The organism is Mycobacterium dioxanotrophicus (genome assembly GCF_002157835.1).
In the GTDB taxonomy this organism is placed as follows: Bacteria; Actinomycetota; Actinomycetes; order Mycobacteriales; family Mycobacteriaceae; genus Mycobacterium; species Mycobacterium dioxanotrophicus.
The window spans coordinates 4,312,566-4,338,085 of the sequence record NZ_CP020809.1 but is presented as its reverse complement, the minus strand read 5'-3'; the positions used below and the strand labels follow the sequence as shown (position 1 = coordinate 4,338,085).

At 64.1% G+C, this 25,520-nt stretch carries 29 protein-coding genes and 4 pseudogenes; 12 read left to right on the top strand and 21 right to left on the bottom strand.

The genetic code is table 11. The features are described 5' to 3' along the window. Window positions 1–110 precede the first annotated feature (110 nt). From BTO20_RS21120 to BTO20_RS21105, 6 genes and pseudogenes are all read right to left on the bottom strand, one after another. Complete coding sequence (locus BTO20_RS21120) at window positions 111–410, bottom strand: hypothetical protein (RefSeq protein WP_087072533.1); 300 nt, start codon at window positions 408–410, stop codon at window positions 111–113. Next, a pseudogene (istB, locus tag BTO20_RS21115) lies at window positions 400–1,187 on the bottom strand (IS21-like element helper ATPase IstB). The gene BTO20_RS21120 and the pseudogene istB (BTO20_RS21115) overlap by 11 nt, the downstream one beginning before the upstream one ends. Window positions 1,188–1,213: 26 nt before the next feature. Then, window positions 1,214–1,570, bottom strand: a complete 357-nt coding sequence (locus BTO20_RS40655; RefSeq protein WP_232490947.1) for a hypothetical protein — start codon at window positions 1,568–1,570, stop codon at window positions 1,214–1,216. Next, window positions 1,567–1,977, bottom strand: coding sequence for a hypothetical protein (locus tag BTO20_RS40650; RefSeq protein ID WP_232491325.1), 411 nt, complete (start codon window positions 1,975–1,977; stop codon window positions 1,567–1,569). Before BTO20_RS40650 ends, BTO20_RS40655 begins: the two co-directional genes overlap by 4 nt. A 490-nt stretch (window positions 1,978–2,467) precedes the next feature. Beyond that, window positions 2,468–2,554: pseudogene (locus BTO20_RS40645) on the bottom strand (helix-turn-helix domain-containing protein); the annotation flags it as partial. A 211-nt stretch (window positions 2,555–2,765) separates the two neighbouring features. Then, a complete protein-coding gene (locus BTO20_RS21105) occupies window positions 2,766–3,053 on the bottom strand; it encodes a hypothetical protein (RefSeq protein WP_087078124.1) in 288 nt (95 codons plus the stop codon). Window positions 3,054–3,380: 327 nt separating this feature from the next. Between BTO20_RS21105 and BTO20_RS21100 the strand changes: the two genes are divergently transcribed. After that, window positions 3,381–4,196, top strand: coding sequence for a hypothetical protein (locus BTO20_RS21100; RefSeq protein WP_157680300.1), 816 nt, complete (start codon window positions 3,381–3,383; stop codon window positions 4,194–4,196). 16 nt (window positions 4,197–4,212) lie between these two features. On the opposite strand, the gene BTO20_RS21095 is transcribed toward BTO20_RS21100, so the two are convergent. Beyond that, window positions 4,213–4,530 carry a hypothetical protein gene (locus BTO20_RS21095; RefSeq protein WP_087078123.1) on the bottom strand — a complete coding sequence of 106 codons (318 nt, stop codon included), beginning with the start codon at window positions 4,528–4,530 and terminating at the stop codon, window positions 4,213–4,215. Between the two features lie 106 nt (window positions 4,531–4,636). After that, window positions 4,637–5,563 (bottom strand): conjugal transfer protein, encoded by a 927-nt coding sequence (locus tag BTO20_RS21090; RefSeq protein WP_232490808.1) that lies wholly within the window; start codon window positions 5,561–5,563, stop codon window positions 4,637–4,639. A gap of 127 nt (window positions 5,564–5,690) precedes the next feature. Between BTO20_RS21090 and BTO20_RS21085 the strand changes: the two genes are divergently transcribed. The 3 genes from BTO20_RS21085 to BTO20_RS21070 all read left to right on the top strand — a co-directional run bounded on the left by BTO20_RS21085 (window position 5,691) and on the right by BTO20_RS21070 (window position 10,219). Further along, window positions 5,691–7,370: a hypothetical protein gene (locus tag BTO20_RS21085; protein WP_157680299.1), complete on the top strand. Its 1,680-nt coding sequence runs from the start codon at window positions 5,691–5,693 to the stop codon at window positions 7,368–7,370. A gap of 647 nt (window positions 7,371–8,017) precedes the next feature. Then, window positions 8,018–9,835, top strand: a complete 1,818-nt coding sequence (locus BTO20_RS21075; RefSeq protein WP_087078120.1) for an AAA family ATPase — start codon at window positions 8,018–8,020, stop codon at window positions 9,833–9,835. 111 nt (window positions 9,836–9,946) lie between these two features. Beyond that, complete coding sequence (locus BTO20_RS21070; RefSeq protein WP_157680298.1) at window positions 9,947–10,219, top strand: hypothetical protein; 273 nt, start codon at window positions 9,947–9,949, stop codon at window positions 10,217–10,219. 101 nt (window positions 10,220–10,320) lie between these two features. Here the strand turns inward: BTO20_RS21070 and BTO20_RS21065 are convergent, their stop codons facing one another. The 11 genes from BTO20_RS21065 to BTO20_RS21025 all read right to left on the bottom strand — a co-directional run bounded on the left by BTO20_RS21065 (window position 10,321) and on the right by BTO20_RS21025 (window position 18,516). After that, window positions 10,321–10,575: a hypothetical protein gene (locus tag BTO20_RS21065; protein WP_157680297.1), complete on the bottom strand. Its 255-nt coding sequence runs from the start codon at window positions 10,573–10,575 to the stop codon at window positions 10,321–10,323. After that, entirely contained in the window at window positions 10,568–11,563 is a 996-nt protein-coding gene (locus BTO20_RS21060; protein ID WP_157680296.1) for a DNA adenine methylase, read from the bottom strand. The genes BTO20_RS21065 and BTO20_RS21060 overlap by 8 nt, the downstream gene beginning before the upstream one ends. 234 nt (window positions 11,564–11,797) lie before the next feature. Then, window positions 11,798–11,923 (bottom strand): hypothetical protein, encoded by a 126-nt coding sequence (locus tag BTO20_RS41140; RefSeq protein ID WP_269770297.1) that lies wholly within the window; start codon window positions 11,921–11,923, stop codon window positions 11,798–11,800. 83 nt (window positions 11,924–12,006) lie between these two features. Further along, complete coding sequence (locus tag BTO20_RS39490; protein WP_157680295.1) at window positions 12,007–12,171, bottom strand: hypothetical protein; 165 nt, start codon at window positions 12,169–12,171, stop codon at window positions 12,007–12,009. Window positions 12,172–12,201: 30 nt separating this feature from the next. Further along, on the bottom strand, window positions 12,202–12,417 hold the full coding sequence (locus BTO20_RS21055) for a hypothetical protein (protein ID WP_087078116.1): 216 nt from the start codon (window positions 12,415–12,417) through the stop codon (window positions 12,202–12,204). Between the two features lie 5 nt (window positions 12,418–12,422). Then, on the bottom strand, window positions 12,423–12,590 hold the full coding sequence (locus BTO20_RS21050) for a hypothetical protein (protein WP_157680294.1): 168 nt from the start codon (window positions 12,588–12,590) through the stop codon (window positions 12,423–12,425). A gap of 109 nt (window positions 12,591–12,699) precedes the next feature. Continuing rightward, complete coding sequence (locus BTO20_RS21045) at window positions 12,700–13,164, bottom strand: hypothetical protein (RefSeq protein WP_232490807.1); 465 nt, start codon at window positions 13,162–13,164, stop codon at window positions 12,700–12,702. Between the two features lie 165 nt (window positions 13,165–13,329). Beyond that, the gene (locus BTO20_RS21040) at window positions 13,330–15,288 is read right to left on the bottom strand and encodes a hypothetical protein (protein ID WP_232490806.1); all 1,959 of its coding nucleotides are present in this window, start codon (window positions 15,286–15,288) and stop codon (window positions 13,330–13,332) included. 170 nt (window positions 15,289–15,458) lie between these two features. After that, entirely contained in the window at window positions 15,459–16,343 is an 885-nt protein-coding gene (locus BTO20_RS21035) for a helicase associated domain-containing protein (RefSeq protein WP_198344008.1), read from the bottom strand. 223 nt (window positions 16,344–16,566) lie between these two features. After that, on the bottom strand, window positions 16,567–17,775 hold the full coding sequence (locus BTO20_RS21030) for a hypothetical protein (RefSeq protein WP_087078112.1): 1,209 nt from the start codon (window positions 17,773–17,775) through the stop codon (window positions 16,567–16,569). Between the two features lie 126 nt (window positions 17,776–17,901). Continuing rightward, complete coding sequence (locus tag BTO20_RS21025; RefSeq protein ID WP_087078111.1) at window positions 17,902–18,516, bottom strand: crossover junction endodeoxyribonuclease RuvC; 615 nt, start codon at window positions 18,514–18,516, stop codon at window positions 17,902–17,904. A gap of 804 nt (window positions 18,517–19,320) precedes the next feature. Between BTO20_RS21025 and BTO20_RS39485 the strand changes: the two genes are divergently transcribed. From BTO20_RS39485 to BTO20_RS39480, 8 genes and pseudogenes are all read left to right on the top strand, one after another. Continuing rightward, entirely contained in the window at window positions 19,321–19,644 is a 324-nt protein-coding gene (locus BTO20_RS39485) for a hypothetical protein (RefSeq protein WP_157680293.1), read from the top strand. A 278-nt stretch (window positions 19,645–19,922) separates the two neighbouring features. Further along, on the top strand, window positions 19,923–20,237 hold the full coding sequence (locus BTO20_RS21015; protein WP_157680292.1) for a hypothetical protein: 315 nt from the start codon (window positions 19,923–19,925) through the stop codon (window positions 20,235–20,237). A gap of 193 nt (window positions 20,238–20,430) precedes the next feature. Then, window positions 20,431–20,493 (top strand): annotated as a pseudogene (locus tag BTO20_RS41385) (hypothetical protein); the annotation flags it as partial. Between the two features lie 75 nt (window positions 20,494–20,568). Continuing rightward, window positions 20,569–21,765 carry an IS21 family transposase gene (locus BTO20_RS21010; RefSeq protein WP_232490805.1) on the top strand — a complete coding sequence of 399 codons (1,197 nt, stop codon included), beginning with the start codon at window positions 20,569–20,571 and terminating at the stop codon, window positions 21,763–21,765. A 25-nt stretch (window positions 21,766–21,790) separates the two neighbouring features. Next, window positions 21,791–22,578, top strand: a pseudogene (istB, locus tag BTO20_RS21005) (IS21-like element helper ATPase IstB). Beyond that, window positions 22,568–22,867 carry a hypothetical protein gene (locus BTO20_RS21000; protein ID WP_087072533.1) on the top strand — a complete coding sequence of 100 codons (300 nt, stop codon included), beginning with the start codon at window positions 22,568–22,570 and terminating at the stop codon, window positions 22,865–22,867. Before istB (BTO20_RS21005) ends, BTO20_RS21000 begins: the two are co-directional and overlap by 11 nt. 159 nt (window positions 22,868–23,026) lie before the next feature. Beyond that, window positions 23,027–23,215: a hypothetical protein gene (locus BTO20_RS20995; protein ID WP_157680291.1), complete on the top strand. Its 189-nt coding sequence runs from the start codon at window positions 23,027–23,029 to the stop codon at window positions 23,213–23,215. Between the two features lies 1 nt (window position 23,216). After that, window positions 23,217–23,378: a hypothetical protein gene (locus BTO20_RS39480; RefSeq protein WP_157680290.1), complete on the top strand. Its 162-nt coding sequence runs from the start codon at window positions 23,217–23,219 to the stop codon at window positions 23,376–23,378. A 664-nt stretch (window positions 23,379–24,042) separates the two neighbouring features. Here the strand turns inward: BTO20_RS39480 and BTO20_RS20990 are convergent. Together BTO20_RS20990 and mip1 are read right to left on the bottom strand one after the other, a co-directional pair. Continuing rightward, entirely contained in the window at window positions 24,043–24,546 is a 504-nt protein-coding gene (locus BTO20_RS20990) for a hypothetical protein (RefSeq protein ID WP_232491324.1), read from the bottom strand. An 810-nt stretch (window positions 24,547–25,356) separates the two neighbouring features. Continuing rightward, window positions 25,357–25,485 (bottom strand): microaggregate invasion protein 1, encoded by a 129-nt coding sequence (gene mip1 / locus BTO20_RS41130; RefSeq protein WP_269770296.1) that lies wholly within the window; start codon window positions 25,483–25,485, stop codon window positions 25,357–25,359. Between the last annotated feature and the right edge of the window lie 35 nt (window positions 25,486–25,520).

Below are 25,520 nucleotides of genomic sequence, written 5' to 3'. Positions count from 1 at the left end.
AGGCATGGCCTCCGCGTACAGGAACCTCCGGACCGCCTACGCTGATGGCGCTAAAGAAGACTGCCCAGAGATGCTAAGCGAAATTGCCCAGTTGGCTTGAGTGGCTAAGGTTAGCAGGTTCGTCGTTGCAGGGGAACGATTGTGCCGTCGCCGGGGGTGCTGGGGCGGGCAGCTTCTGGAGTGGTCAGCAAAGCGACGATGGTGATGGGTTCGCCGCAATGCGGGCAGGAACGGGTGGCGGCCGGCTGTGGGGCGGGTGGCCGGGCCTCGGTGACGGTGGCGGCGGTGTCGCTGTGTTTGCGTTGCTCCCAGGCGTGTTTGCGGCAGCGGTCTGAGCAGTAGATCTTGGTCGGTGTGGTGGCGGTGAATTCGGTCCAGCAGGCTTGGCAGGAACGGGTCTCAGCTGACATGGGCGGCGACCGCCTTACGCATCGTTTCGGCGGTGGCTTGGTGGTTGCGCAGCCGGTAGCTGGGTCCGTCGATACCGACCACGGTGGCGCGGTGCAGTAGCCTGTCCAACATGGCGGCTGCGACGGTGGCGTCTCCGAAAGCGGTTGCCCAGTCAGCGATCCCAACATTGGTTGTCAGAATCGTACTCGACTTCAGATACCGTTGGTTGATCACCTGGAACAACGCGGATGCCCCATCGCCGGGCAGCGGAAGGTAGCCAAGTTCGTCAATCACCAACAGTTTCGGTCCGGCGAAGAACCGCATGCAGGTGTGCCAGCGGCCTTCCAGGGCGGCTTTGTGGCAGCGGGCCGCCAGGTCGGCGGCGGTGGTGAAATACACCCGGTGGCCGGCCTCGACCGCGCCGCGGGCCAACGCGACGGCCAGCATGGTCTTGCCGACCCGGGTGGGCCGACGAACAGCACGTTGGCCGCGTCGTCGAGGAAGCGCAGACTGGCCAGGTCGTTGATCAGTTTGGCGTCGACCCCGGGCTGGGCGGCGAAATCGAAATCGGCCATGGTCCAGGGTTCGGGCAGACAGGCGAACCGCAACCGTGAGGTCAGCCGGCGGGCTTCGGTGGCGTTGACCTCGATCTCCAACAGCCGCTCCAAAGCGGCGGTCAGGGACAGGTTTTCGGCGCGGGCGGCATCGAGGATGCGGGGTAGCGCTTCGGCTGCGTCGCCGAGTTTCAGATAGGACAGATGTGCCCGGAGTTGTTGGTATCGGCGGGCTTCGCTCATCTGTGGGACGGTTTTGCTCAAGGGGGTTACTCCTGGTTCTGTTCGGTTGGATGGTGTTGGGGAACAACGGATAGCCGTGCTGCGGTCGCCGCATAGACGGCCAGATCGATCACTACCTTCTGGGCGGGATCGTTCGCCGGGGCACCACGCAGCCGCGCGGCCTCGGCAACGGCGGCCACCGAGGGCGGTCGCCGGGTCTTATGAGTGCAAGGCCTGGCCGTCGAGAACCCCGATAGCACTGCCTGTTCGAGCGCGACGACGTGACCGGCATCGCGCACCACCGCGCCGCTGCCGTCGACCGCGCGGCGGTGCGCGGCAACAACGGCTCCCGATGCCGTGGTCAATTGCACGGTGTCAGAGCCCAGGCGGTGGGTGACGGTCACCGTGGCCCCGGCCAGCCCGGCGGCACCGAGTACTGATTGCCCCGCCAGGACACCAACGCTTGTGGAGTGACGATGCGGTGTTCGGTCAACTCGGCCGGATACGAACCCGTCGGCAGTGACCGTAGTGGTTCGGCATCGGCCAGGGCGCCGACGGTGGTGGCCTGCCCGTCGCGGCGCCGGCGGCGCCCGTCGAGCTTCACGCACAGCCGGTCCAGCGACGCCTGGGCTTGCTCGATCGTGGTGTCGTCGGTGACGGTGCGCCACCAGCGTTGGGCGGCAGCGTGATTGGACTTCTCCACCACACCCTTGCGGTTGCCCCGTCGTGGCGGGCACACATCGACGGCGACAGCGTAGTGTTTGGCCACCCGGCGAACGCCGCGGTGATCCGGCCCGATTCGGGATGACATACCGTGGCCATCCGGTCGAACCGCCACCGCTGGGTGACCCCACCCAACCGGATGCTGACCGCCTCGATCGCTTCCACGACGTGCGCGAAGTCCTCGGCCGGGCCAGCGCCCCGCGCCAGCGGCTCGAATGGGCCAACGCCCCGACCAGCAGGTGGGCATGCCGGTCAGCCGCCCACGATGCTGGTGGATCGGGCAGCTCGACCCAGTCCCACTGAGTCTCGACCCCGGGCGGATGATCGATGACCGCGACGTCGCGGCCCTTGACCGACTGACACGGCTCGCAATGCGGTCGCAGCCCCAGGTTTCGGATTGCCAGGGTCAGCGACGGATACGAGCCGGTAAAACCTAGCTCGACGAGTTCGTCGAACAGGGTTGAGGCCCACAGGTGCGGATCGTCAGCCAGGCGGATCCGGCAGTACTCGACGAACGGATCGATCACCAGCGGTTCAGAGCGTTGGCGTTGCCCGGGTACTCGTTCCCCAGCCAGATAGGCCCGAACGGTTCGGCGATTGATCCCGAGATGGCGAGCGATCGCCGATATCGACCAACCCTGCTCCCGAAGCGCATGCGCTTCCACATCACCCTCCAGCGACAGCAAACGACGGCCCTCCCATTCATCAGCGGAAACACAACTCCGCTGACGATGAGCAGAACCCCGACAAGCAGTCCGACGACACGCCGAACCACCGCTGCCAACTGGGCACTTTCAATTAGCGAGACTGAGCACTTTCACTTAGCGCCATCAACGCCACCCCGTGTGCCGGCGAGGCCGCGGCAACCGGTGCGCGTCACCGGAAGTTGTCCAGCAGTCCGGTGCCGTAGTTGGCAAGCCACATGATGCCGCCCAGGATCATCTCGACGAGTAGCACGCCGAAGACAACGGTGCGCAGTTCCATGTGTGCAGCGGCGCCTTTCTTCGCCATCCACACGTTGAAGGCCTGCCAACCGCCGACGAGAACCGCGAGCACCATGAGTGCGGCCAGGCCGAAGTTCACGAGGGTGGTGAGGATGCCGTCGCTGGTGGGGTCGACCAGATCGGCCCTGTAGATGACGCTCTGCGCGGCGGTGAAGATCATGAGTGCCCTTTCCCCGAATAGTCAGGTGCCGTGTGTTCGGGGACAGGCTGATACGCAACAGTTGTCAACAACGACCGCGGCGCGGGTTGCACGGGGCGGCAGGGCGCCAGCACATATACACACCCATGTGCGCGTATGTGTGTGGAAGACGATTGCGGCACCGAGCTACAACCTGCGATACGGGAGTCACTACGACATCCGACACAGGCCCGCATACAGGCACCGATATACCCGATACCACAGACGGCAATACAGCACGCAATACGTGCAGGTCGCCAACTCGTGGCGCACGCCGTGTCGTGCTACGAACAGAGCTACGGTGCGCGCATGAACCACGCAGATACAGGCGTCACTGTGCACGCTTTCATTCGGCCTGGTACCCCGGCATCGGCCGGGCCAGCCGTGGTGACTCAAGTCGTCGACCTCTACGAGTTCGGGGTGATCGGCCCGGGCTCGACAGTCTGGTGCAACCTCGATGTGCCCAACGCGCTGTGGGTGTTGTCAGAGGTCTCGACGTTCCTGCGAATCGTCGACGTGCCTACGGCGGGCTGGGTGCGGTTGACACATGACTCAGCGGTGTGGGGCCGGGTGGCTATCGACACCACGCGGGCTCCAAGTCACGGCTTCTCGACCTCGGACATGCCGATGTCGGTGCAGCCGCACGACACCGTGACTGTGGCTTTCCGCAACACCGACAGTGCGCGGATGCGTGCGCAGTTCGGCGGCGCACATCACGCCATGCACGACTTCGAAATCAGCCGGGGGATGATGCGTGCGATCGATTTGAAGGCAGGCGGACACCAGACCAAAGCAGCCCCGAATGCGCCCAGCCAGTTCTCGTCCAACCACGCCGGCGTGCGCGGCCTGGACCTCATGGCCGCGACCACCGGACCACACATGCACCGGGTGATTCGGGAGAACCTTGACACCTTCACCACCGTCATCGACGTCGCCGAGTTCGGCAGGATCAAAGCAGCCCAACAGCGCATCTCACAGATTGCTGAGGTGATTACCGATCCGATCGTGCAGCGCATCGCCGCGCTCAAAGACGTTGGACCGTTTACCGCCGACAACGATGACGATGGTGCCGGGGCCATGTCCGGGCTGGACGGCGATGCCGGCCCCGCGGCAATGGCCGGTTGACACCACTGGTGCTGGATTAGCCTGCGGAGGCAGCGGCTCCAGGAACCCGCTCGGGGCGGCGGATATGCGCAATGTCACCATGTGCCTCCGCGGCGGTCATCCTGCCCCAGACCATGTCCATGAGGCATTCACCGCGCATGGCCACGGTGACCCGGCCGTACTCCGGAGTGCCCGTGATGCTCAGGGTGCCGCCCTTCGTCGACGCGAAGAGTGCCATGGCATCTCGGATCAGCGCGTTGAAGCCGTGGTTCGTCCACTGCGAGATGGTGACCGGCTCCATCGACCCGGTCGCGACGGTTTTCACGTACACGACGTCTTCTTCGCGCTGAGCCATGGGACACCTCCTCTCGGACAAAAGTTCGATACAGCAACTATAGCTATGTTTGCCGCACTGCCGTCAACACTCAACTTGTCACGTCCTCCGTTGCTTGGTCGAAAAACTATTGTGGGGTGATCGCTCCCCACCCGACCGGGGCATCGATTCCGTCTACCAGCCACACGTTGTTCGTGCCCAGGGACACCCGTAGCGCCAGGTCCATGATCGACCACGTCTTGATCGAAGCCGCGGCCTTTACCCGCACCAGGACTTTGAGGGTGTCTCCCGGCTTGGCGGTGGACACCGGAACCGAATCTGAGGCCGCCCAGCTTGATTCGATAGTGGCCGTCGAATAGGGGCTGTCGGTGATCGCCGATCCCGAGAACTTAGACGAGACGAACTGCCCGAGCGACGTGGCGTTGCCGGTGGAGGTCAGGTACGCGGTCACGAACCGGCCCAACGATTCCGACAGTGAGCTTTTCGTATCAACCGGCACCGTGTACTTGCTCGCCACTTTGAACGGAGTGGTGTCGACGTTGACGATGGACGGCCACATCAACAGCTGGTAGTCGGTGTCGTGTTCGATGACTGTCACCGCGTAGCGGTTGATCTGGGCTGCGCCGACTCCGGGAGCCACAAACGTCACCGCGAACGTCGCCTGCCACAGCACCGCGTCGGAGCCTTGCCAGCGGATGATGTCGGACGGGTCGATAGAGCGCACTTCGAACGGCACCTCCGACAATTCGATCGACGGCGATGCCAATGACCGCGACAGCAGCGCCTTTTTCGCCGACTCGGAACCGCCCATCCACAGCAGGAGAGCGTTGCGCGCGTAGTTCTGCACCCGGGTGACGTCGGTGATCGCCGAGTAGGTGTTCACCGGCTTGGGCAGACGCGCCAAGATCACCGCTGTCAGTACCACCATCACCAGCACGAGGCACAACGCCAGCGGGCCGCTGATCATCGAGAACACCATGGCACGTTCCCGCGCCCTGGGCTTCCACTGTGACAGGTCTTTGAGCTTGCGCACATTCGACAGCAATCGGGCCATCCCGCTGAGTCCTTTCCAATTCGCAGGTCGCGCCGCGCGAGGCTCGCGACCTGGTAGCGGCCGTACGGTAGCTGCGCGCTACGGCCCTGGGACGCCTCCGGCGCGGACAGAGAGAGGACCACTTCTGTTGAACGCCACCGTTGATGCGCTCCTGAACGCGTATTCGCGCCCAGCCCCCGAGGCCACGCGGGTTGCTGCTGCGATTTCGCGGGCCATGGTGACCGAAGACGGCACCGAGATTGCGTCTGACGCCGTGTTGTCGGCGCGAGTCCGTGCTGCCGTCGAGACCGCCAACCACGAGATCGCCGCGGAGAAGATGCCGCGGACATCTACATCGCCTGAGCACCGTGCGACAGAGTTCGGTGACCCCGTCGGGGAGTTCACGGTTGATGACGCCGATCCGGCACCAGTACCGACGCTGCGGTCTGATCGTCGGTACCTGCTTACCGACGATCCCGCCGGCGCAATCACGGAGTCACCAGCCCCCGAGGCGCCACCATGGCGGACCGAACCGCCGCTCGACGGCGTAGAGCTGCGCACCGTCGCACCCTCAACTGAGGCTGAGACCGCAAGCCCACAGCGCCTTTCGGCGGTCGATGGCACCGCACACCTGGACGACGACGGCGACGAACGGTACTCAGATAGCGCTGATCATCGCGAGTACCGAGAACATGTGGACGAGACTGACGCTGCTGAAAACCACACCGAACCCGATGACTTGGCCTACACCGGATCGGAAACCGACGACTACACGGATGAACAAGGTAACGAGGTGCGCGGTGGCGCGGACACCGCCACTGATCCAGAACCTGTCGACGGCAATGAGCCCGATCCGATGCTGTCGCTATCGCCTCCAGTCCTACTGCCGCCCTCACCTACCGATGCATTCGCCGGCACCCCGTCGCCGTGGGACGACCAAGCCGAAATCGCGCCCCCCGCATCCGGCGATGACGACGAGCAGGACCCAGAGGATCAGGGCGCGGTGTTCAATCGCGACGTCGACGATCCCGCTCCCTCCTGGGACGCCACCGAACCACCCGACGACATGAACGAGCCGACCCGCGATCCGGAAACCCCCCTCAAAGAACGGATCAGCCAACAGCTGCAACGCGTCCGAGAGGGGAGCTGGCGCAAGCAGCTACTGCTCGGCGCCGGTGTCACCGTGGCAGTACTCGTGCTCGTCACCGTGTTTGTGGCGTCGATCGCCGGCAACCGCGGCGAGCCACCGCAGCCGGCGGGCCAAGTCGATGCACCACCGCTGCAGTCAGAGAATCCTGAACCTGAACCCGTGGACGAGGTTCTGGTCCCCGCCAAAGTCTCAGCGAGCTGCGGCAACGACAGCGACGCGGTCGCGCCGTTCGCTGCGGACAAGACCCGCGCTTGGGTGTGCCTGCGGATAGACGGACTCGACCTCAACGTCCTCAACATCACCTTTAACACGGAGGTGGTGATCACCTCGATCTGCCTCGTGCCGGGGTGGGACTACGTGGCACCCGACGGTCGTGACGAATGGGCCCGCCACCGACTGGTCACCGCGGTCACGTGGCGAATGGGCGGGCAAGCGTTCCCCCAAGAGATCAACCCCACCCGGCCCGGGGTCTGTAAGCAGTTTCCGACGGACCCTCCGATCAGCACGCGGGAGATGTCGATGACGATCACCGCCAGCACGCGGCCGCCGCTGGGCAAGGATCAGGTGAGCTCCGGAATTGGTGGTGCCGACAATCCGGACAGCGTTGAGAACATCGACAAAACCTCCGCAGTCGGATCTATCGTCATCAACGGCCACAAGCGGAATGCGGGTAGCTGATGGCCGCCAACACCGAGTCTCTGTACCGCTGTTTCCAGCAATCAAACGCCTACGCGCGTGTCGCCACTGAACTGGCCCGGGAACAGGGAGGGTCTACTGACGGTGTGGCTTTCACCGCGGCCGCCGCGCTAGCACGATGGTGGTGGTTGCACGACCGAAGCGCACCCTCCCGCGTCCTCGACAACATCGCCGACGCAGACCCGGCGGTGCATGCTGCACGGTCCCGGTTGTCGGGCTCCCGGCAAGAGGAGCTGGCTCGGTGGGTTTCGCTGGCGTGGCCCAGCATCTGTGTGAGGGCCCAGACTCTGCTTGCCGCTGAAGCGATCTGGTTACTCAGCACCGGCGGCGCGAAGGCCGATCGGTGAACCTCCTGTGGAGGCTGGCCACCCCCAGACAGTGGCGCCGCCGATCCTTGGTCCTGCTGCTGGTGTGGATTGCGGTGGCGTTCGCCCACCACGAGGGCGTGCTCGCCGACGCCGGGGGGCTCCGTCTCCCACGTGAGGTCACGACACCTTCAGCCAGCCTTCGGTAGGTCGCGCCCTGCGGTTCGATCCGCACCGGGACCGGCCACCATAGCCGTCGAAGGATTCGCTCGATTCTTCGATTCTCGTTAATGCTGACGACGCGACTTTCGGAAAGGACTCACAGTGATCGACCCCGATGCCATGAAGTACCTGAATCAGGCCATCGGCTCACTCCGGAACTCCAATCACGCGGCAGCGGACCGGGATCTGGACTATGCATGCGAGGCATTTCCCGACCATTGCGATCTTCACCGGGCTTTGGCGTACTCCCACGTGACCAACCGGGGCGGGTACTTGACGAGCTCCGACATCACCGCGATCCGAAACACCCTGAACACCTACGACGAGATGATGTCGGTCATCGACAAGTCGAGTCAGGAGGAATGGTTCGGTGCCGATTGGGTCCTGCCCACCGTCGCACTCATCTTGCCCGCGGTCACTCGGGGCCAGTACCGCGCTGCATACTCCGCTCTACTTGTGGAGCAGGGGCGCTACGACGAGGCTCGGGCCGAGTTGGATGCTGCTGCCCGCGAACGTGTCGTGATGGTCGAGAAAAACGCGGTCACCACGGCCAAGGAGATCGCCGCCGTCGAGTGCCTGCTGTACTTCCACACTTCCCGCTGGGAGGACCTGCTCAATGTGGCGGGGACTCTGGTGGCGAAGGACACCTCGCCGCTGGAGCAGGCACTGGAGGCTTACGGCACAGCCATGTCCGGAACGGCATTGGCCCATCTCGGTTCTCACGAGGCAGGGCAGAACAAGCTCCGATACGCGGTGTCGAAGAACTTCCGCGATGTGTCGGCGTGGGCCTCGTTGCAGCTGGGGTTGTCCTGCCGTACCGCCGGGCAGGAAGACGCCGCACAGAAGGCATTCGGCGACGGCATGCAGTTCAACACACTGCCTGAACTCACCAATGCGATACGCAACAAGAACCAGCGGATGCGAATCTCGGCTGCGGATGTGATCGCTGCGCGCACCAGCTACTGGGAAGTGGATTCCGAGCCGGACATGGACGACTTCCAGCGCACCTCCTCTGCAGAGGAACGGCGTGAGATTCTCGACGCGGCACTGGCCGAGTTGAACGCGATCGACGGTATGGACGAGATCAAAGAGCAGATGCTCACCTTGTCCCACGAGATCGCTTTCGAGAACGAGCAGCGTCGGCGGGGGATGCCGGTGAAGGCCAAGACGCGTCACATCATCTTCAAAGGACCGCCTGGTACAGGTAAGACAACGATCGCCAACCTCATTTCGCGACTGTTCTACGGGCTCGGGGTGATTCGCAACAACACCCTGGTGTCAGCCAACCGGGCGACCCTGGTCGCTGAGTTCGAAGGGCAGTCGGGACCGAAGACGATCGCCAAGCTCAATGAGGCCCTCGGCGGTTGCATCTTCATCGATGAGGCGTACGAGCTTGTGCAGGACCGCCCCGGCCACAAGGACTCGTTCGGTTCGGAATCACTGACAGCCCTGCTGGAGTACATGGACAACCACCGCGATGACATTCTGGTAATCATCGCGGGTTATCCGGCGCCGATCGAGCGGTTCCTCGGCGAAAACCCCGGCCTGAAGTCACGTTTCGCCTACTCGATGATGTTCAACACCTACAGCCCCGACGAGATGTGGCGCATCCTGACCGGAATGGCCGCTAAGGAAGGTCGCGCTGTCGACCCGGCTGTGGAGGGCCGGTTCAAACAGATCATCGAGATCATGTGGGACACCGATGCAAAGGGCGACAGGGTTCTCGACGTCGCCGGTAACGGGCGCTTCGCCCGCAACGTGTTTGAGCAGGCGCAGGGACTGTCTTCGCGCCGGCTGATGAGCGGCGGCGTCGATCTGACGTCACTCACCAACGAACAATTCATGCAGCTGTCCTCCGAAGATGTGCTTGGCGCATCGGCCAACATTCTCAAGGGGTTTGGCATCATCAACGTGGCCTAACTGTGCTGTCTCGTGAGATCGGTTACGCAGGAAGGTCGTCGAACGACAGCTGCTGTATGTGCCGATGCCAGCGCGGAAGGATCTGTGTTCCCTGAATGGAAGGTAGACGAGATGAGCACTGTAGATTCAATTGATCCCGAGGGTGCAGCGCAAATCCTGGCTCTCTTTATTGAAGATGGGGAGCCTCCTGATTATCAGCGGCAGGATTTCGAGTTCGCCGCATCTGCCGTCGGGAACAAGGTGACGCTACGAATCAGTGAGCTTAATGCGGTTGCGACGTCGATGCTCGACCCAACAAAGATCCGCAAGACGCACGTGTTCGAACTGGCGGTGACCTACACGGGCTCGGTGGATGATGATGCCGGGATCACTCGACACGAATGATGGTGGGTTGCGTCAACCGTCAACGGCGAACCGCCGCAACCATCGATCCGTTTCACGATTGAGACATCACACCTAGAAGGCACACGAGACATCTCTCCGCGTCAGACAGACACAGAACGCTGTTGCAGATACTTTCTGATGCCGGCGGCGTCGAGAATCCCACCGAACCGGTCGATGCCGACCCGCGCCACGAGCCGCTGCTGGGCGTAGACATGCACCATCGCGGTGTCCTCTTCGCATCGGAAGCGCAGCCCGATCCCGGCGACCGTTACGCGGTACTCGCGGCCGGGTCGGATCTGCCTGATGTCACCCGACATCAGTCCGGGCTTCGCCTCGCACGCAAGAGGATCAGGCACAGACACCGTCCCCGATCGCGCGCATCGCCCGTGCCGTGACGCACCGCACTGGGCCGGGAACGTCCGGCGGCCCGTGCTGAACCCATCGCGATGTTCCCGTCTCGAGCAGCCACTGATCGTCGCGAACCGCGAGATTGTCTGCCAGCACAGCGTATTCCTCGGCCACGCGCCGATGCTGTGCGCTGTAGCGGATCTCGTAGGCCAGAACTCGGCGGTCCGGGTAGAGCTCAAGGATGCGCGGATCCTCGTCGTAGGTGAGCAGCCACCGAGCTCGGCAACCGGTGAGCGCACCAGCAAGCCGCTCGTGGTCGTCGATGGACATTCCGCTCGAATACAGTCCGTTGCCGGCAACCAGGTACGGCGGGTCGACGAACAGCACGAGTTCATCTTCGATCCCGACGGTTCCGTTCAGTTCGGCGATCCACACGATCCCGTCGCCTTCGCGGACCCGTATCCGGCTACCCAGCCGGCCGATTCGGGCGATGCGGTCTGACAGCCCCTCAGGGTTCCACCGCGAACGCAGGTGCCAGCGGCCGGTCTGGCTCTTCCCGCCGATCGGACCGACACGAGCATTGACCATCCCGGACCGGGAGCACCGGTTGATGACCAACGCGGCGAACGCGAGGTCGAGGTCGTTGATGTCGTCGCCGGACTCTCGGGCAGCGACCAGCTCGCGAGCCGCATGCCACGTGCCCATGTCGGGCTGGCTGGCACGTACCACCGCGGCCAACTCGGCGCTGTTGCCGGTGACAGTCCGCCACAGTGCTGCCAGCGCAGGGTTCCTCTCGGTCAGCCAGAACTCGTCGACGACACCATGATCGAGCAGGTGTAGTCCTGCGCCCGCACCTCCGGCGAATGGCTCGGCCCACACTTCGACGTCCAGGAGGCCGAACTGCGACTGGAAGATCTCGGCGAGGGCGTAGGCCATGCGGGCTTTCCCTCCGGGGTAACGCAGTGGGCTCAGCCACCGGTCAGACTGTGGCGGCATTGGAGATGTCCTTCAGCGGCCGTGGATTACGCGGCATCCGCGCGACTGACTGGCGTGGGGCGAAGGCCTGACCAGTGGCCGTCGCCCGACACGACGACGGGCGCCTGCAGGTCACGATGTTGCGGACGGTCAGCATTCGTACCGCTTTCGTCCACTGAGACCGGGGTGTCATGAGCCAGCCACATGATCGGTGACTGCGCTCGTCAACAAATCGACACACCTGACGAAGGCCGACTACGTCAGCTGCCGCCACTGTGGCTCACCCAGATAAGCGACGAAGAACAGTACGTTCGGATCGTCGGCGTTCGCCTCGGAGGCGAAGCGTTCAGCCACTTCAAGGGCGGGAGTGGGGCTACCCACTGGGCAAACCTCTCCATGCTGATCGCGGTAGGCGGCGGTATACATCTTCATGATTCTCCGATCCGATAATGGCGCCGATTACGTCAGGCGGCGGCATAGGGCTCGTACATGTGCCCGTGCTTCTGGATGCACAACCCGCAAATCGGCACAGGGTCAGCACCGCCACCAATTGACCGGTAATTGCCTACGAGAGTGAACTCATCACACCAGGCGCAAACTTCCATGACCTCAAACAGGTCGAACTCCATCGACGTACCTTTCGCTGATAAGTGCGCCGATTATGTCGGGTACGTGTCCACCACGACGACCGTCGTGCGGGCATAGTCCAACGCCAGACGAACGCCCTCGGCCTTTGCCTCAAGCCGCCACTGGTTGTCATAGTCGCTCTTGCGCTTGGCATCTTCGGCCATGTCCAGCAGGGTCGCGTTTGCCTTCTCAAGGCGTTCGATCAATTCGTCCATGTCGGTCTCCTCACCAATAAGTGCGTCGATCATGTCGGCTAGTCGATGTGGTGTAGTGACGACGCGGGCAGCCCCCACTCGCCGCCCAGATGGTCGCGCACCCAGATCAGGCTTTGACCTCCAACGCTCACGATATGGCCGTAACCAGGCCAGTCCGGGTCGCCGTACCTGTGCATCTGCGCGAGCACGTCGGGTTCGGCACCCACGCGGTCACCTACCTTGAAGGTGCTCAACAACGCTCTCTTCTCACCGAAGATTTCGCCATCTGTCAGGCCGAGCGGCGTGCATTGGTGACCTGAAGCGTCTTCTGCTCGGTCATCGTCGAACTCTGTTAGTAGCAGCAGACTTTCGGCGTGTCTTCGGCAGAGCAGGGATCTGGTTATTGTCGATCCTGCCTGTGGTGAGCATCGCTGCGCCGACCTCGGCGGTGCTCGCGTCTGCGGCGTCGGCAGCGAAACTCTCCCAGGCGGCGGCCATTGCACCGTCCACATCGTCACTTGGGCGCACCCGGCTCGGGATGATCGTGCCGTCGGCCACCGCAGCGGTGACTTCCGCCAGCAGCGCGAACACCTCGGCGATTTCCTCAGCCCGTAGCTCGTCGTCGGGGTCCTCCTCCAGCTCGGGGTGCAGGATCCCGCGGCCGGTGCACGCTGCGATCACTGCTTCGGAAATTTCCTCGGCGGTCTCGGTTTCCAGCGTTGCGGCGATCTCGTCGAAGAAACCGTCTGGGATCTTGGGCCCCCGTGGCGCTGTGTGCACCGGGAATGTAGGTCCGGTCATCGTCTATCTCTCCTTGGTGGAAGTCCACCCGTGCGCCGGTGGGGAGGGCGGCGTATGAGTGGGGCCGACGTTATTGCCGAATCAGCCGCGCTCGAAGTCGAACGGCACGACACGCCGGGGGCGTGAGGTGGCAGCCCTCGGTGAGCTTGAGGGTGTGTCGCGAGCTCACGGCGTTGACCGTGACAGCTGTGCGGCGAGTTGGTCGTCCACGGCGCGCACCTCCACGGTCCCGTCGGCTGTGACTTCGGCGGAGATCACCCGGAATGTGGTTTTCGTGTCGATGATGTCGGCGTTGGTGACCGGCATCGCGTCGCCGGTGAGGTAGCGCACTCGGACGCGGCCTGCGCCACCTCGTACGTTGCCGTCCCTGCGGGTCAGCGTGTATCCCTTTGTGGTGAACGCGCCGCCGGTGGGGAACACTTCTGCGATGAACTCCGCTTCACGGCCTCGATAGACTGAGGGAACCACCTGCGTGGAGGTCAGTACACGCGGCTGATGGTCACGTCCAGCCACAGCGCGGTGCACTTCGAAGGCGCTGGCCAGCTTCGCCTCGGCGAGTAGAGCCTGCGCGCCGGCCAGTTCGGGGTTGCGGCCGTGGCGTGCGATCTGATTGGCGGCGGCCACCATTGCCACGCCGTCAGCGCGGACATCTGCGTGTTCGGGGCACAGTGCCTTGCTTGGGGGAGCCGTGTGTACCGGTGTGACGGCGTCCCAGTCAACTACCAGCTTCTCGCGAGCTCCCGGATAGTCCGCGTCCAGCGTGTTCGAGCGGTGGCGGATCTGGAACCCGGCGCGTGCGGCGGCATCGCGGTTGTCTTTGGAAACGCTTCCCGCGTATCGCTTGAGCGTGGCCTGGGCGGCTCGGTCGGTCAGCAGCTCTGGCGGAACTTTCGTCTGCAGGAACTCTTTTCGCGCGGCTCGGGCGAAACGCAGGTGCCTGGAAAGGTCGAAGCCCTCTATCCGGGTGGTCTGCGCTTCGGTGTCTACGCCGTGACGCGAACTGTGTGGACGAGAAGCCAACGCGGCTGCCGTGTGGGCTCGGGCCTTGCCAGCGAGCAGTTGCGCGCTGCCCGAAGCGTCGGCGGTGTAGCCCATGGGGGTGTCACCGTAGAAGGTCCGTTCCAGGATGCGACGGCGCGCGGCCAAACGCATCGATTGTGCCCGTGGGCTTTTGCCGACCAACATCGACTGGACTGCCGTGTTGAGCCCTGAAGCGTTGGCTCCGGCCGGAACTCGGGTGAAGTGCTCGAAATCCACATCGGGAATCCGTGCCAGCACGTCTGCAACGCGAGCGTCCGGCTCAACAGGCAGCCGCACACCGTCGACGAGCACTGCAGTCCCTCCACCGGCTCCCGCTACCAATGTGGCGCCGGACGCCATCTGGATCCCGGCTGTGGAATCGATGTGATGGCGGCGTGCGCCGTCGATCAGGTCGGCCACCGTCAGAGGACGGTCCTGCTCGTCGTTCAGCCGCTTCACCAGATCGCTGGCGGGGCGTGGGGAGGCGGCGACCTGCGCCTGCTCTGTCACGTCCTCGAACAACTTGTCGCTCATGCGCTGCGACACCGTGGTCAGCGCCCCGATCTCATCGAGTGTGTGCCGCGCATAGAACTTCTGCGTGCGCTCCGGCAGCTGGTCGAACGTGGTGCCCGGCGCTGGAGCAGCCATCGCCCCACTGGCGATCGCGTCGATACGTGTCTCGATGCGCTCCAATTCGGCGGCGGCGTCGAGCGGATCAACGATGGCGCCGTCGGCGACCAGGTCGCGCTCACATAGCGCTGAGGCCAACTGAATCTTGGTGACCACCATCGGATCGCTCTTGCCGCCGTTGATCTTGGACGAGGCCTCGTTGGAGTTCTCGCGAACTTCACTGAACACGTCGTTGTGCATGCCCGGAACACGCCGCAGCGCCCCCGACTGGGACCGCAACAGTTCCGAAGAGATTCCCGGCGAAACGGCTTCGAGGCTGACCAAAAGGTTGCTCAGTGATGAGGGTGCCAGAGATGCCACTGCCGCTGCGCTGGCGTTGCTCATCTGGCTGCGAACGTTGTGGGTCACAGTGCGCACCGTGACCCGGTTCTCCTGGCGCCGAGCCGAGGCATCGGCACGCTTGGCGTCGGTCATGACGCAGCGGCGGCACTGACGAGCTGATCCTGCGAATTCGCTGAGGGAAACGCACATGTCTGGGTTCTGGCCTTCCGATGCGACAGCCGTGTCATGTCCTTTCGATGCATTTTGGCATGCCTGTCGTAAATGCCGGGCAAACTACGCGGCAAATCACTGAACTCGATCCGTCAGGCAGAGGCCTGAAGGCGTTCGTCGAGCAGATTGAGCGCACGCAGCATTGCGGCCTGATCTTCGGATAAACGCCCGTCGCGGTGCCGCCGTCGCTGGGAGACCACCCAGCTGTAGAACCGGTGCCCGGTGTCGATCGGCCGGCCACCCAGTTCAACGGACAATGCGACGGCACGGGCGTCGAAATCCGCCTCGCGCGCTGTCCATCGCCATCCGGGAATGGCGGCCAGGGCGTCGGCGCGGGCTGCGCTCAAATCGCCGCGGCGGTGGTTGTCGCGCTGGTCGCAGACCCAGGCGGCGAGGGCGCATTCGAGCGCGTCTGCAGCTCCCGTTCGCGGGTAGTGACGGTGTGCGCTCACGAAGTCACGCAGCGCTTCAAGCTGCTGGGGCCAGGAGATCGGGGACCGAGGGCCGGCCAACGACTGTGCCCAGCCCGGCAAGGTGTCCAACAACTGGGCCCGGCGCGCGGATAGTCGGCCTGAACGCAACTCGAAACGTTGCGTGGCAAGCCACCCGGCCAACGCTTCATCATCCCCACGTGCAGGGATGTGCCCGAACGTGTCGACGAAGTCGCGCACTCGGGCGAATGCGGATTCCCAGCGGCGCTCCCCGGGGGTCCACGCGAACCCTGGGAGCCGACTCAGGAGTTCAGCGCGTCCGGCCGGCAGGCACCCTGCCATCGCCCGTCGCCGCTGACGGCTCAGCCACGCGGTGCGTGGGCCGCCGCTAAGATCGTCTCCGGCCTCGCCGCGGGCGGCGACCTCCAGGTAACGCGACACCCAGATGTCGCGACGCAGGGACGTGATCCCGGCGGGCAACGCATCCAGTGCGAGCTGCTGACGCTCCGACAGCTTGCCTGCCGCTCGACGGCACCACGACCACACCAGCCATGCAAAATCCCCGGAAACAGGGTCGGGGGGTGTCGCGGAAGCGGCTACTGACGCGCAGCGCACCAACCACGCGGTTTCGGTGTCAGTGGGCGTGCCTCGGCGGGCGGTGGTGTTCAAAGCCGTTGGGTCCTCTCGAGCTTGTCCATGCAGAGCCGCACGACCGTAACCACCCGGAGGACGGGGGAGCGAGGGTAGCGCGGTGCTGCACAAGCACCCGTCAGGCCAGCGCCGGCACCGCATTCAACAGCAGTGCTTCATCGTCGGCCCACGCGACCAGATCGTCACCGGCACGCTGCAGCTGCGGGTTGCTGGCCGAGCGGGCCGCTGCCTCATGGACATGTCGGACCCAAGTTGCGGTGTCCATCAACCGCTTTCCCAGCCTCAGATCAACGGAGTAGATACGGCAACTGGGAACTGCGGCGTCTTTGGGCACCGCTGCCACCTTCGCGATCACCTGCGATACCGGGGGCATCGGTTCCCATCCGCTGCCATTCCACGTCAACATCAGCGACGCGGTCGCATATTGGGCGAGCTGCACCGCGATCGCCAACCAGGACAGGTCGATGGAGCTCGACGTCTTGAGGTCGCCAATCATGAGAGTGCCTTCAGCGTCAATGACCAGGAAGTCGAACGTCCCGACCATCCCGGTGGCGGGGATGAACACAGTGCGTTCGACCATGGAGGCGACGAAATTCAGGTTATGGCGGCGCATCGCCGCGAACAGCACCACAAGGTAGGGACGGATCATCGAGGGAACCTCGTCGAGCGTCAAGACGCCCTCCAGTACGGCTTGCAGATAGCCGTGCACCATCGTGCCGAACTCGCTGCCGTCATGGGCACCGGAGCGGCGGGCCGCCTGCCACGCCACTGAACTCAGCGCACGCTTGGACGACCAGTCCAGTTCAGAGATGTGCTCGGCGCCGTCAAGGGCGAGTCCGTCGAGCAGTTCTGGGTTGCGAGCCAGCCCCAGCACCGTCGACCGCAGCTGCCAGTCGGTCAAGTTGCCTGTGTCGTCGAGGACCTTGGCGTGGCTGGTGGCGCGGGTCAGGGTGTCGGTCTGGCGGATCCCGTCCAGGCCAGGGACCACGTAGCTCTTCTTGTCGCGGGTGTAGGCCGGCTGCCACTTGCCGGGAACCTCAGGAGGAGCGGGAATGGCGTCGGTGGGCGGTGCGTAGGGAGTCCGGGACGGCGCCACCGGGTCGTCGCACAGGGCCAAAACCTGCGACGGGGCTGGCGTGACGCTGCCAATGGGCGGCGCCGCGGATGGCCCCGCCAAGGTGCCGTTGCTGATCACTGACGTAGTCGTCGAGCCGACCGGGGCGACGCTGCCGATGGCCGGGGCAGCGGACAGGGGCGTCGCAGTGATCGAGGGGGCAGCCGGGGCGACGCTGTAGATGGCCGGTGCGGGCGCCAGTGCTGTGCTCATGCGGGGCACGTTAACTTGCGTGGGCGAAAAGACGAATTGCCGCATGACGGCACGCCGATGCCGATAATGCGCAGCAGTAGGAGGTGTCGGTGCATCGCAAAAATGAGTGGCATGTGGCGGCGCAGGTTACGCGGCGTGCACGGCGACGCGCTCCGGACTGGTGGGGGCAGGGAGCTTCGCAATAACCTTTCGGCGTGTGACTGTGCTGCTCAGTGGAAGGCCTTTGCAGCCGAGCCATGCGGCACCCAAGGCGGCGGCGAACGCGGCGTCTGCGCGGTCCTCGATGTTCTTGTCTCGGGTGGCGTCCGGCCAAGCCACCGCATAGGCGGCGACCACCTGGCTCTTGCTCGCGTTGCCTTTTCCGGTGGCGAACTGTTTGATCTGCTGCGGAGTCACTTCCATCACCGGCACCCCCGCTGTGCACAGGCCCTCGATCACGGCCCACCACAGGAATCCGCGACGTGTGAGTGAGCTGTCCTTCTCGCGGACCGAGAACTGCAGACCCTCCACCACTGCCAGTGCCGGGTTGCAGGCACGCACCTGGTTGACAATCCCGTCGACGAGGATCCGGTGTCGAGAGACGTGGGCGTCGACGGTGCTGGTGGCCGGCGGCACTGAGCGATGCACCGCGGTGGTGAGCGCCGCTGTCGCCAGGTCGATCGCTCCGATGCCGGTTCCGGTCAAGGACAGGTCCAGACCGATGGCACAGGCTCTGCCGGCGGAGTCGGGGGTCGTGGCCATGGCTCCCACGGTCGCATCGCCTGGCGGCAGGGACGGCCCGCGGCGCGGTTCTCGCTGTCGTCTCACAGCGCCGCATGCATCTGTTCGAACAGGTTTTTGATAGTCCGGTTTCGTGTCGTGTGTGTTCCTGTTTTCGGCCGAATTCGTCGGATGTAAATTGTCCCGGCTGCGCTGAACCTCCCCGTACTTCCAGGTAAATTACCCGTTTGACCTGCGGTAACTGTCACCGATCCGGTTATTTCACTGCTCAGCCGGGCAAACACGCAACTGTCGTGGGAATGGGGGGTGCCTCCGACAGCGGATATTCTCTGTTTCAGAGAGAATGCAGGTAAAGATATATATCTAGAACAACTAACTAATGAGCTTCCACCTATAGACCCTGTTTCCTCCTGTCACGCCGAGCTGTCCGAGGCACCCCCCACTGCCACGACAGCTACGCATCGCTGCAGGTGAACCGAAAAGTCACCGATTTACTGACAGTTACCGCAGGTCAAACGGGTAATTTACCGCGAAACTCGGGGAGGTCTAGCGAGCGGCGAACCGCAGCGAAGATGACATCGAGCAGACGTTTCGGAAGGGGCGGGTGTACAGGTGCGGACCCGAGAGCTTTTCCGGCGACCTGTCACACCGCCAATGCACGATGTCGGCGTGGGGTTTCTGTGCGTCTGGATCGTGGTTTCGAGGCTGCTTGCCCGGGCACCGCATGGTTGAGTGGCTGACCTCGCGCCCCGCTGTGTGCTCGCTCCAGTGTTCGGTCAGCATCGACGGATCCAGCCGCCGAAGCATGACCAAGGAGACAGCCCTGTGACCAACTCCTCCGCCGGGACTGCTATCGAGATGGCAGCTGCGCACCCGCGGATCAGTCCTATCGGGTCGCCGCAGCGTCACTACCGGTTGGACCCGCCGCTGAAGAGGTCTGGACGTCGCAACGTCGATGTGGCGATCATCCGCGGGTTCAGCACCTTCTATGTGTTCGCCGCGAATGGCTCTGGCGATGTCGCTGATTGGACCGCGCTGGCGGTGCTGCGTGAGCCCGAGGTTGTTGACTACGAATCAGCGCTCGCTGCGGTCGGATACCGCCTCGGCGACCGCAAGGGTGATCCCACCCCCGCGGGCAGTTGCGGCTAAAGGCTCGGCATGCCGTACGTCCCGCAGGCCTCGGCGAAGTTTGCGGGGCGGTGTTCCCCGGGATCGAGTGCGCATCGAGCCATTTATCTGAGCATATGTTTGTGTTTCAATGCATATACTACTGTTGGTTTCGCGACTACCTGGAGAGGCGCCGGGAATGCAACACCACACGACTCGGGTCAGGCGATGTGTGACTCGAGTCGTCAGTTTCCACAGGCCTTTCCAGCGCAAGTCGGTTGAAGTCGCCCCGCTGTCCGACCCTGAGCAGGAGCTGCGCTATGACCCACCCCGCCCACTCTGGAACTGCGTACGAAGTACTTGCGCACCGGCGTGTCAGCCCGATCGGGTCACCGCAGCGGCACTTCTCTGTGACGCCTGCGATCGTTGCTGTTGATGGTCGCTCCCAACGCAATATCGCCCTCATCCCGGATGCGGAGACCTTCTATGCGTTTGTCTCCAGTGCCCGTGGGGTGATCACTGACTGGACCAACCTGCTCGGCGGGGAGGCCGGACCTGTCGGAAGTGTCGAGGATGCTCTATCCCGTCTCGGCTACCTTCTCGTCATCGCCTCGCGGCGTGACTCTGTCGCTTGACTCGCCGCCGCGGCATTCCCGGCGTTGATGGCGCTAAGTGAAAGTGCTCAGTCTCGCTAATTGAAAGTGCCCAGTTGGCAGCGGTGGTTCGGCGTGTCGTCGGACTGCTTGTCGGGGTTCTGCTCATCGTCAGCGGAGTTGTGTTTCCGCTGATGAATGGGAGGGCCGTCGTTTGCTGTCGCTGGAGGGTGATGTGGAAGCGCATGCGCTTCGGGAGCAGGGTTGGTCGATATCGGCGATCGCTCGCCATCTCGGGATCAATCGCCGAACCGTTCGGGCCTATCTGGCTGGGGAACGAGTACCCGGGCAACGCCAACGCTCTGAACCGCTGGTGATCGATCCGTTCGTCGAGTACTGCCGGATCCGCCTGGCTGACGATCCGCACCTGTGGGCCTCAACCCTGTTCGACGAACTCGTCGAGCTAGGTTTTACCGGCTCGTATCCGTCGCTGACCCTGGCAATCCGAAACCTGGGCTGCGACCGCATTGCGAGCCGTGTCAGTCGGTCAAGGGCCGCGACGTCGCGGTCATCGATCATCCGCCCGGGGTCGAGACTCAGTGGGACTGGGTCGAGCTGCCCGATCCACCAGCATCGTGGGCGGCTGACCGGCATGCCCACCTGCTGGTCGGGGCGTTGGCCCATTCGAGCCGCTGGCGCGGGCGCTGGCCCGGCCGAGGACTTCGCGCACGTCGTGGAAGCGATCGAGGCGGTCAGCATCCGGTTGGGTGGGGTCACCCAGCGGTGGCGGTTCGACCGGATGGCCACGGTATGTCATCCCGAATCGGGCCGGATCACCGCGGCGTTCGCCGGGGTGGCCAAACACTACGCTGTCGCCGTCGATGTGTGCCCGCCACGACGGGGCAACCGCAAGGGTGTGGTGGAGAAGTCCAATCACGCTGCCGCCCAACGCTGGTGGCGCACCGTCACCGACGACACCACGATCGAGCAAGCCCAGGCGTCGCTGGACCGGCTGTGCGTGAAGCTCGACGGGCGCCGCCGGCGCCGCGACGGGCAGGCCACCACCGTCGGCGCCCTGGCCGATGCCGAACCACTACGGTCACTGCCGACGGGTTCGTATCCGGCCGAGTTGACCGAACACCGCATCGTCACTCCACAAGCGTTGGTGTCCTGGCGGGCAATCAGTACTCGGTGCCGCCGGGCTGGCCGGGCCACGGTGACCGTCACCCACCGCCTGGGCTCTGACACCGTGCAATTGACCACGGCATCGGGAGCCGTTGTTGCCGCGCACCGCCGCGCGGTCGACGGCAGCGGCGCGGTGGTGCGCGATGCCGGTCACGTCGTCGCGCTCGAACAGGCAGTGCTATCGGGTTCTCGACGGCCAGGCCTTGCACTCATAAGACCCGGCGACCGCCCTCGGTGGCCGCCGTTGCCGAGGCCGCGCGGCTGCGTGGTGCCCCGGCGAACGATCCCGCCAGAAGGTAGTGATCGATCTGGCCGTCTATGCGGCGACCGCAGCACGGCTATCCGTTGTTCCCAACACCATCCAACCGAACAGAACCAGGAGTAACCCCTTGAGCAAAACCGTCCCACAGATGAGCGAAGCCCGCCGATACCAACAACTCCGGGCACATCTGTCCTATCTGAAACTCGGCGACGCAGCCGAAGCGCTACCCCGCATCCTCGATGCCGCCCGCGCCGAAAACCTGTCCCTGACCGCCGCTTTGGAGCGGCTGTTGGAGATCGAGGTCAACGCCACCGAAGCCCGCCGGCTGACCTCACGGTTGCGGTTCGCCTGTCTGCCCGAACCCTGGACCATGGCCGATTTCGATTTCGCCGCCCAGCCCGGGTCGACGCCAAACTGATCAACGACCTGGCCAGTCTGCGCTTCCTCGACGACGCGGCCAACGTGCTGTTCGTCGGCCCACCCGGGGTCGGCAAGACCATGCTGGCCGTCGCGTTGGCCCGCGGCGCGGTCGAGGCCGGCCACCGGGTGTATTTCACCACCGCCGCCGACCTGGCGGCCCGCTGCCACAAAGCCGCCCTGGAAGGCCGCTGGCACACCTGCATGCGGTTCTTCGCCGGACCGAAACTGTTGGTGATTGACGAACTTGGCTACCTTCCGCTGCCCGGCGATGGGGCATCCGCGTTGTTCCAGGTGATCAACCAACGGTATCTGAAGTCGAGTACGATTCTGACAACCAATGTTGGGATCGCTGACTGGGCAACCGCTTTCGGAGACGCCACCGTCGCAGCCGCCATGTTGGACAGGCTACTGCACCGCGCCACCGTGGTCGGTATCGACGGACCCAGCTACCGGCTGCGCAACCACCAAGCCACCGCCGAAACGATGCGTAAGGCGGTCGCCGCCCATGTCAGCTGAGACCCGTTCCTGCCAAGCCTGCTGGACCGAATTCACCGCCACCACACCGACCAAGATCTACTGCTCAGACCGCTGCCGCAAACACGCCTGGGAGCAACGCAAACACAGCGACACCGCCGCCACCGTCACCGAGGCCCGGCCACCCGCCCCACAGCCGGCCGCCACCCGTTCCTGCCCGCATTGCGGCGAACCCATCACCATCGTCGCTTTGCTGACCACTCCAGAAGCTGCCCGCCCCAGCACCCCCGGCGACGGCACAATCGTTCCCCTGCAACGACGAACCTGCTAACCTTAGCCACTCAAGCCAACTGGGCAATTTCGCTTAGCATCTCTGGGCAGTCTTCTTTAGCGCCATCAGCGTCGGTGAAGCCGCGCCGTGCGCCACTCCGTGCCGACCGGTCTACAACGATCGCGGGCGCCGTGGTCGAGCCGAGCGCAAGGAGTGGCTGTGAGTCATTACGTCTTTAAAGGGGCCATCTTCACCCCCGGCCCGCTGGTCGAGGAGTTGATCCGAATTGGCGAGGCTTCACCTGCGGCGCGAGGCATGGACATCGAGGAGGTGCTCGTTCAGATCGCCGGAGCGAATGGGATCGACCGCGCGACCGTCAGCTCTGACGAATTCCCCCAGGCCGTCTGACATGGCCAGGCTGATCATCTACGTCCCGGCCTCCGGGGCCTCGGAGTACCTGGCGGAAGTCCAGACACAGATCCGCGACGGGTCCACCAGCGGTTATGTCAACGACGACATCCATTGGGGCGTCGAGTACGACCTCGACGAGCTCGGAAGCGGTCTTCAATGAGGGAGTGGGATTTACCGCGCCAGGCCGCTGAGCTGGCTGAAGCAAAAGCTGCACACGACAAACCGGAGAATCGCGTCATCCGCGAGGGCCGGGCAATCTGCAAGCGGTGCGGCCTCGGCTGGGAGTGCATGGTGCACGGCTGCTGAGATCCTTTCCGGCGGGGGCGCGCCAGGTGGTTTCCTCGCGCTCACAGTGAGGGCTGGTCAGCACATAGTCCGGTGTTTGGTCGATTTCGCCATGTCAGTTGATCCCCGCGGTTTCCGTGGCCGGCCACCTCCGGTACCGTGTCCGGGCCGGTTGATGAACCAGTCGCTGACTGCATCGGCGTCGAAGAGTGGACTATTGCCGATTCGTGCGGCGGGTGCCGGAAAGTCGTGCGGGCGTGATGATCCGGTTCGGCGGCGCTGAGCGGCTTGGCCGTTGTACGTCCGCACGGTGGCGGCGCCAAGTCGGTACGTCTCTGCGATATCAGCGATCGAGAGAAGTGTCGGCTTGGGAGGCTTCGTCATGGCCGCAGCCTCCTCGGTTCGGGCGCACAGGCGAAAACATAACTATATGGCCTATAACCATGTTTTGCGCGCGGAAAGGATGAGCGGCCATGTCAATCGTGACCTGCACGGTGTGAATCTGCAGATTTACACGGCGGGCTAAGGGTTATGGAAGATCAGTCCTCTGCCTCGGCGTGTTCTGTGAGACGGCCTCGCCTCACGTTGCGTGACTCCGTCCACCGCTGCGTGTACCGCTGACGCAGCGTTTCGCCAACGTCGGTCACATCGCCGGCAAGCCACTGCGCGTAGCGGCTTGAGGGGTCGTTGGGCGCGAGCTCGCCGGATATGGCAAGGAGCGTCTCGTAGAGGGGACGCACACCCGGGTGCAGTGCGTTGCTCGGTAGACAGTTGTCCTCGACGAGTCGGATCACATATGGCCAACTCAGTGCTACGAGCGCGGCGCCGATCTGGTCGACCGCCGAATCGTCGTGCGCCGCATCGCTGCCGCGTTTGCGTGCCCGGCCGGCGCTGCGTTTGCGCGTGAAGCCGTCGAGCGCCGCGATGGCGCGTTCCACTGCCGCAACATCAACGGGCACTGGCCGGCGGTCGTAGTTGGGCGGCCGGAAAAGAAAATCACTGCCGATCTCGGGTCCAGGGGGAGTGAATTCGGGGTCGGCCACGATCTGATCCATCGTCCCCGGCGGCCACCCGACCCCTGCCTCCAGCCGACCCAGTACGCGGGACGAAAAGTTCGTTCTGCGCCCTGCTTCCAGATCGGACAACACCCGAATCGAGACTCCGCACTGTTCGGCGAAAGCCTCCATGCGGGGGTATCCGCTGTCGATGCGCGCCTGCCGTAGCGCAGCTCCCAAGCGGTGCCATCCACTGTCGTCGTTGCTCACCACGGTCCTCTCCAGTTGGTTCCGTGCGGCCTGAGTATGCACCATTGCCAGGCATCAGCGATGTCTGAGGTGCTGGATCCTTCCTTTCGCTAAGTAGTTCTGTGGTGGTTTGCCAGCAGGTGTGAGATCTGAAAAGATTGCCCGCGCTCCGGATATGGAGGCAAGGGCCACGTGTGGATCGTCGACACGCGTTAAATCGTGGCATATCGCGCGGATCCGCACCGGAAATGAGGGAAACTAGTTGTGAAGTGCGGCTATGGGCCGCTCCTGCGCGCGCAGCTGTAAACAGCTCGGGAGTCGTCTCAGCTAACGGCACGCTTTTCTCGCGATGTTTGCTAATGAACATCGCTGCGTGCGTCGGAGGACCCGAAGTTGCACAGGCATTCAGCTGCGCGTTCACGGCATATGCTGCGTGTTTCTCTTCTGCGGGACGTGCAGATGCAGGCTCAAGTGCCGCTGCTGTTCGCAGGCGTGACTGCATGCCAGATTCCGGATGTGCTGGATAAGCAGCTACTCCCGAGGTCTTATGTGCCGGTTGGACGGACCGTGAACCTGCGCGCAAGCAGCAGGACGAAAGGACAGCTGAGCCTATTCGTGGTCGGCGTCTTCAGGGTCACCGCACAGGCCCCGTCCGATTCGGTGTGAACGGCGGGCATCGTCGAGCTCGGCATCGCTGGATGCTGCAACAGCACTGCGCCACTCGTCACTGTCGGTCATGGCGCACATCATGTTTCGCGACATTGAAGGCTGAC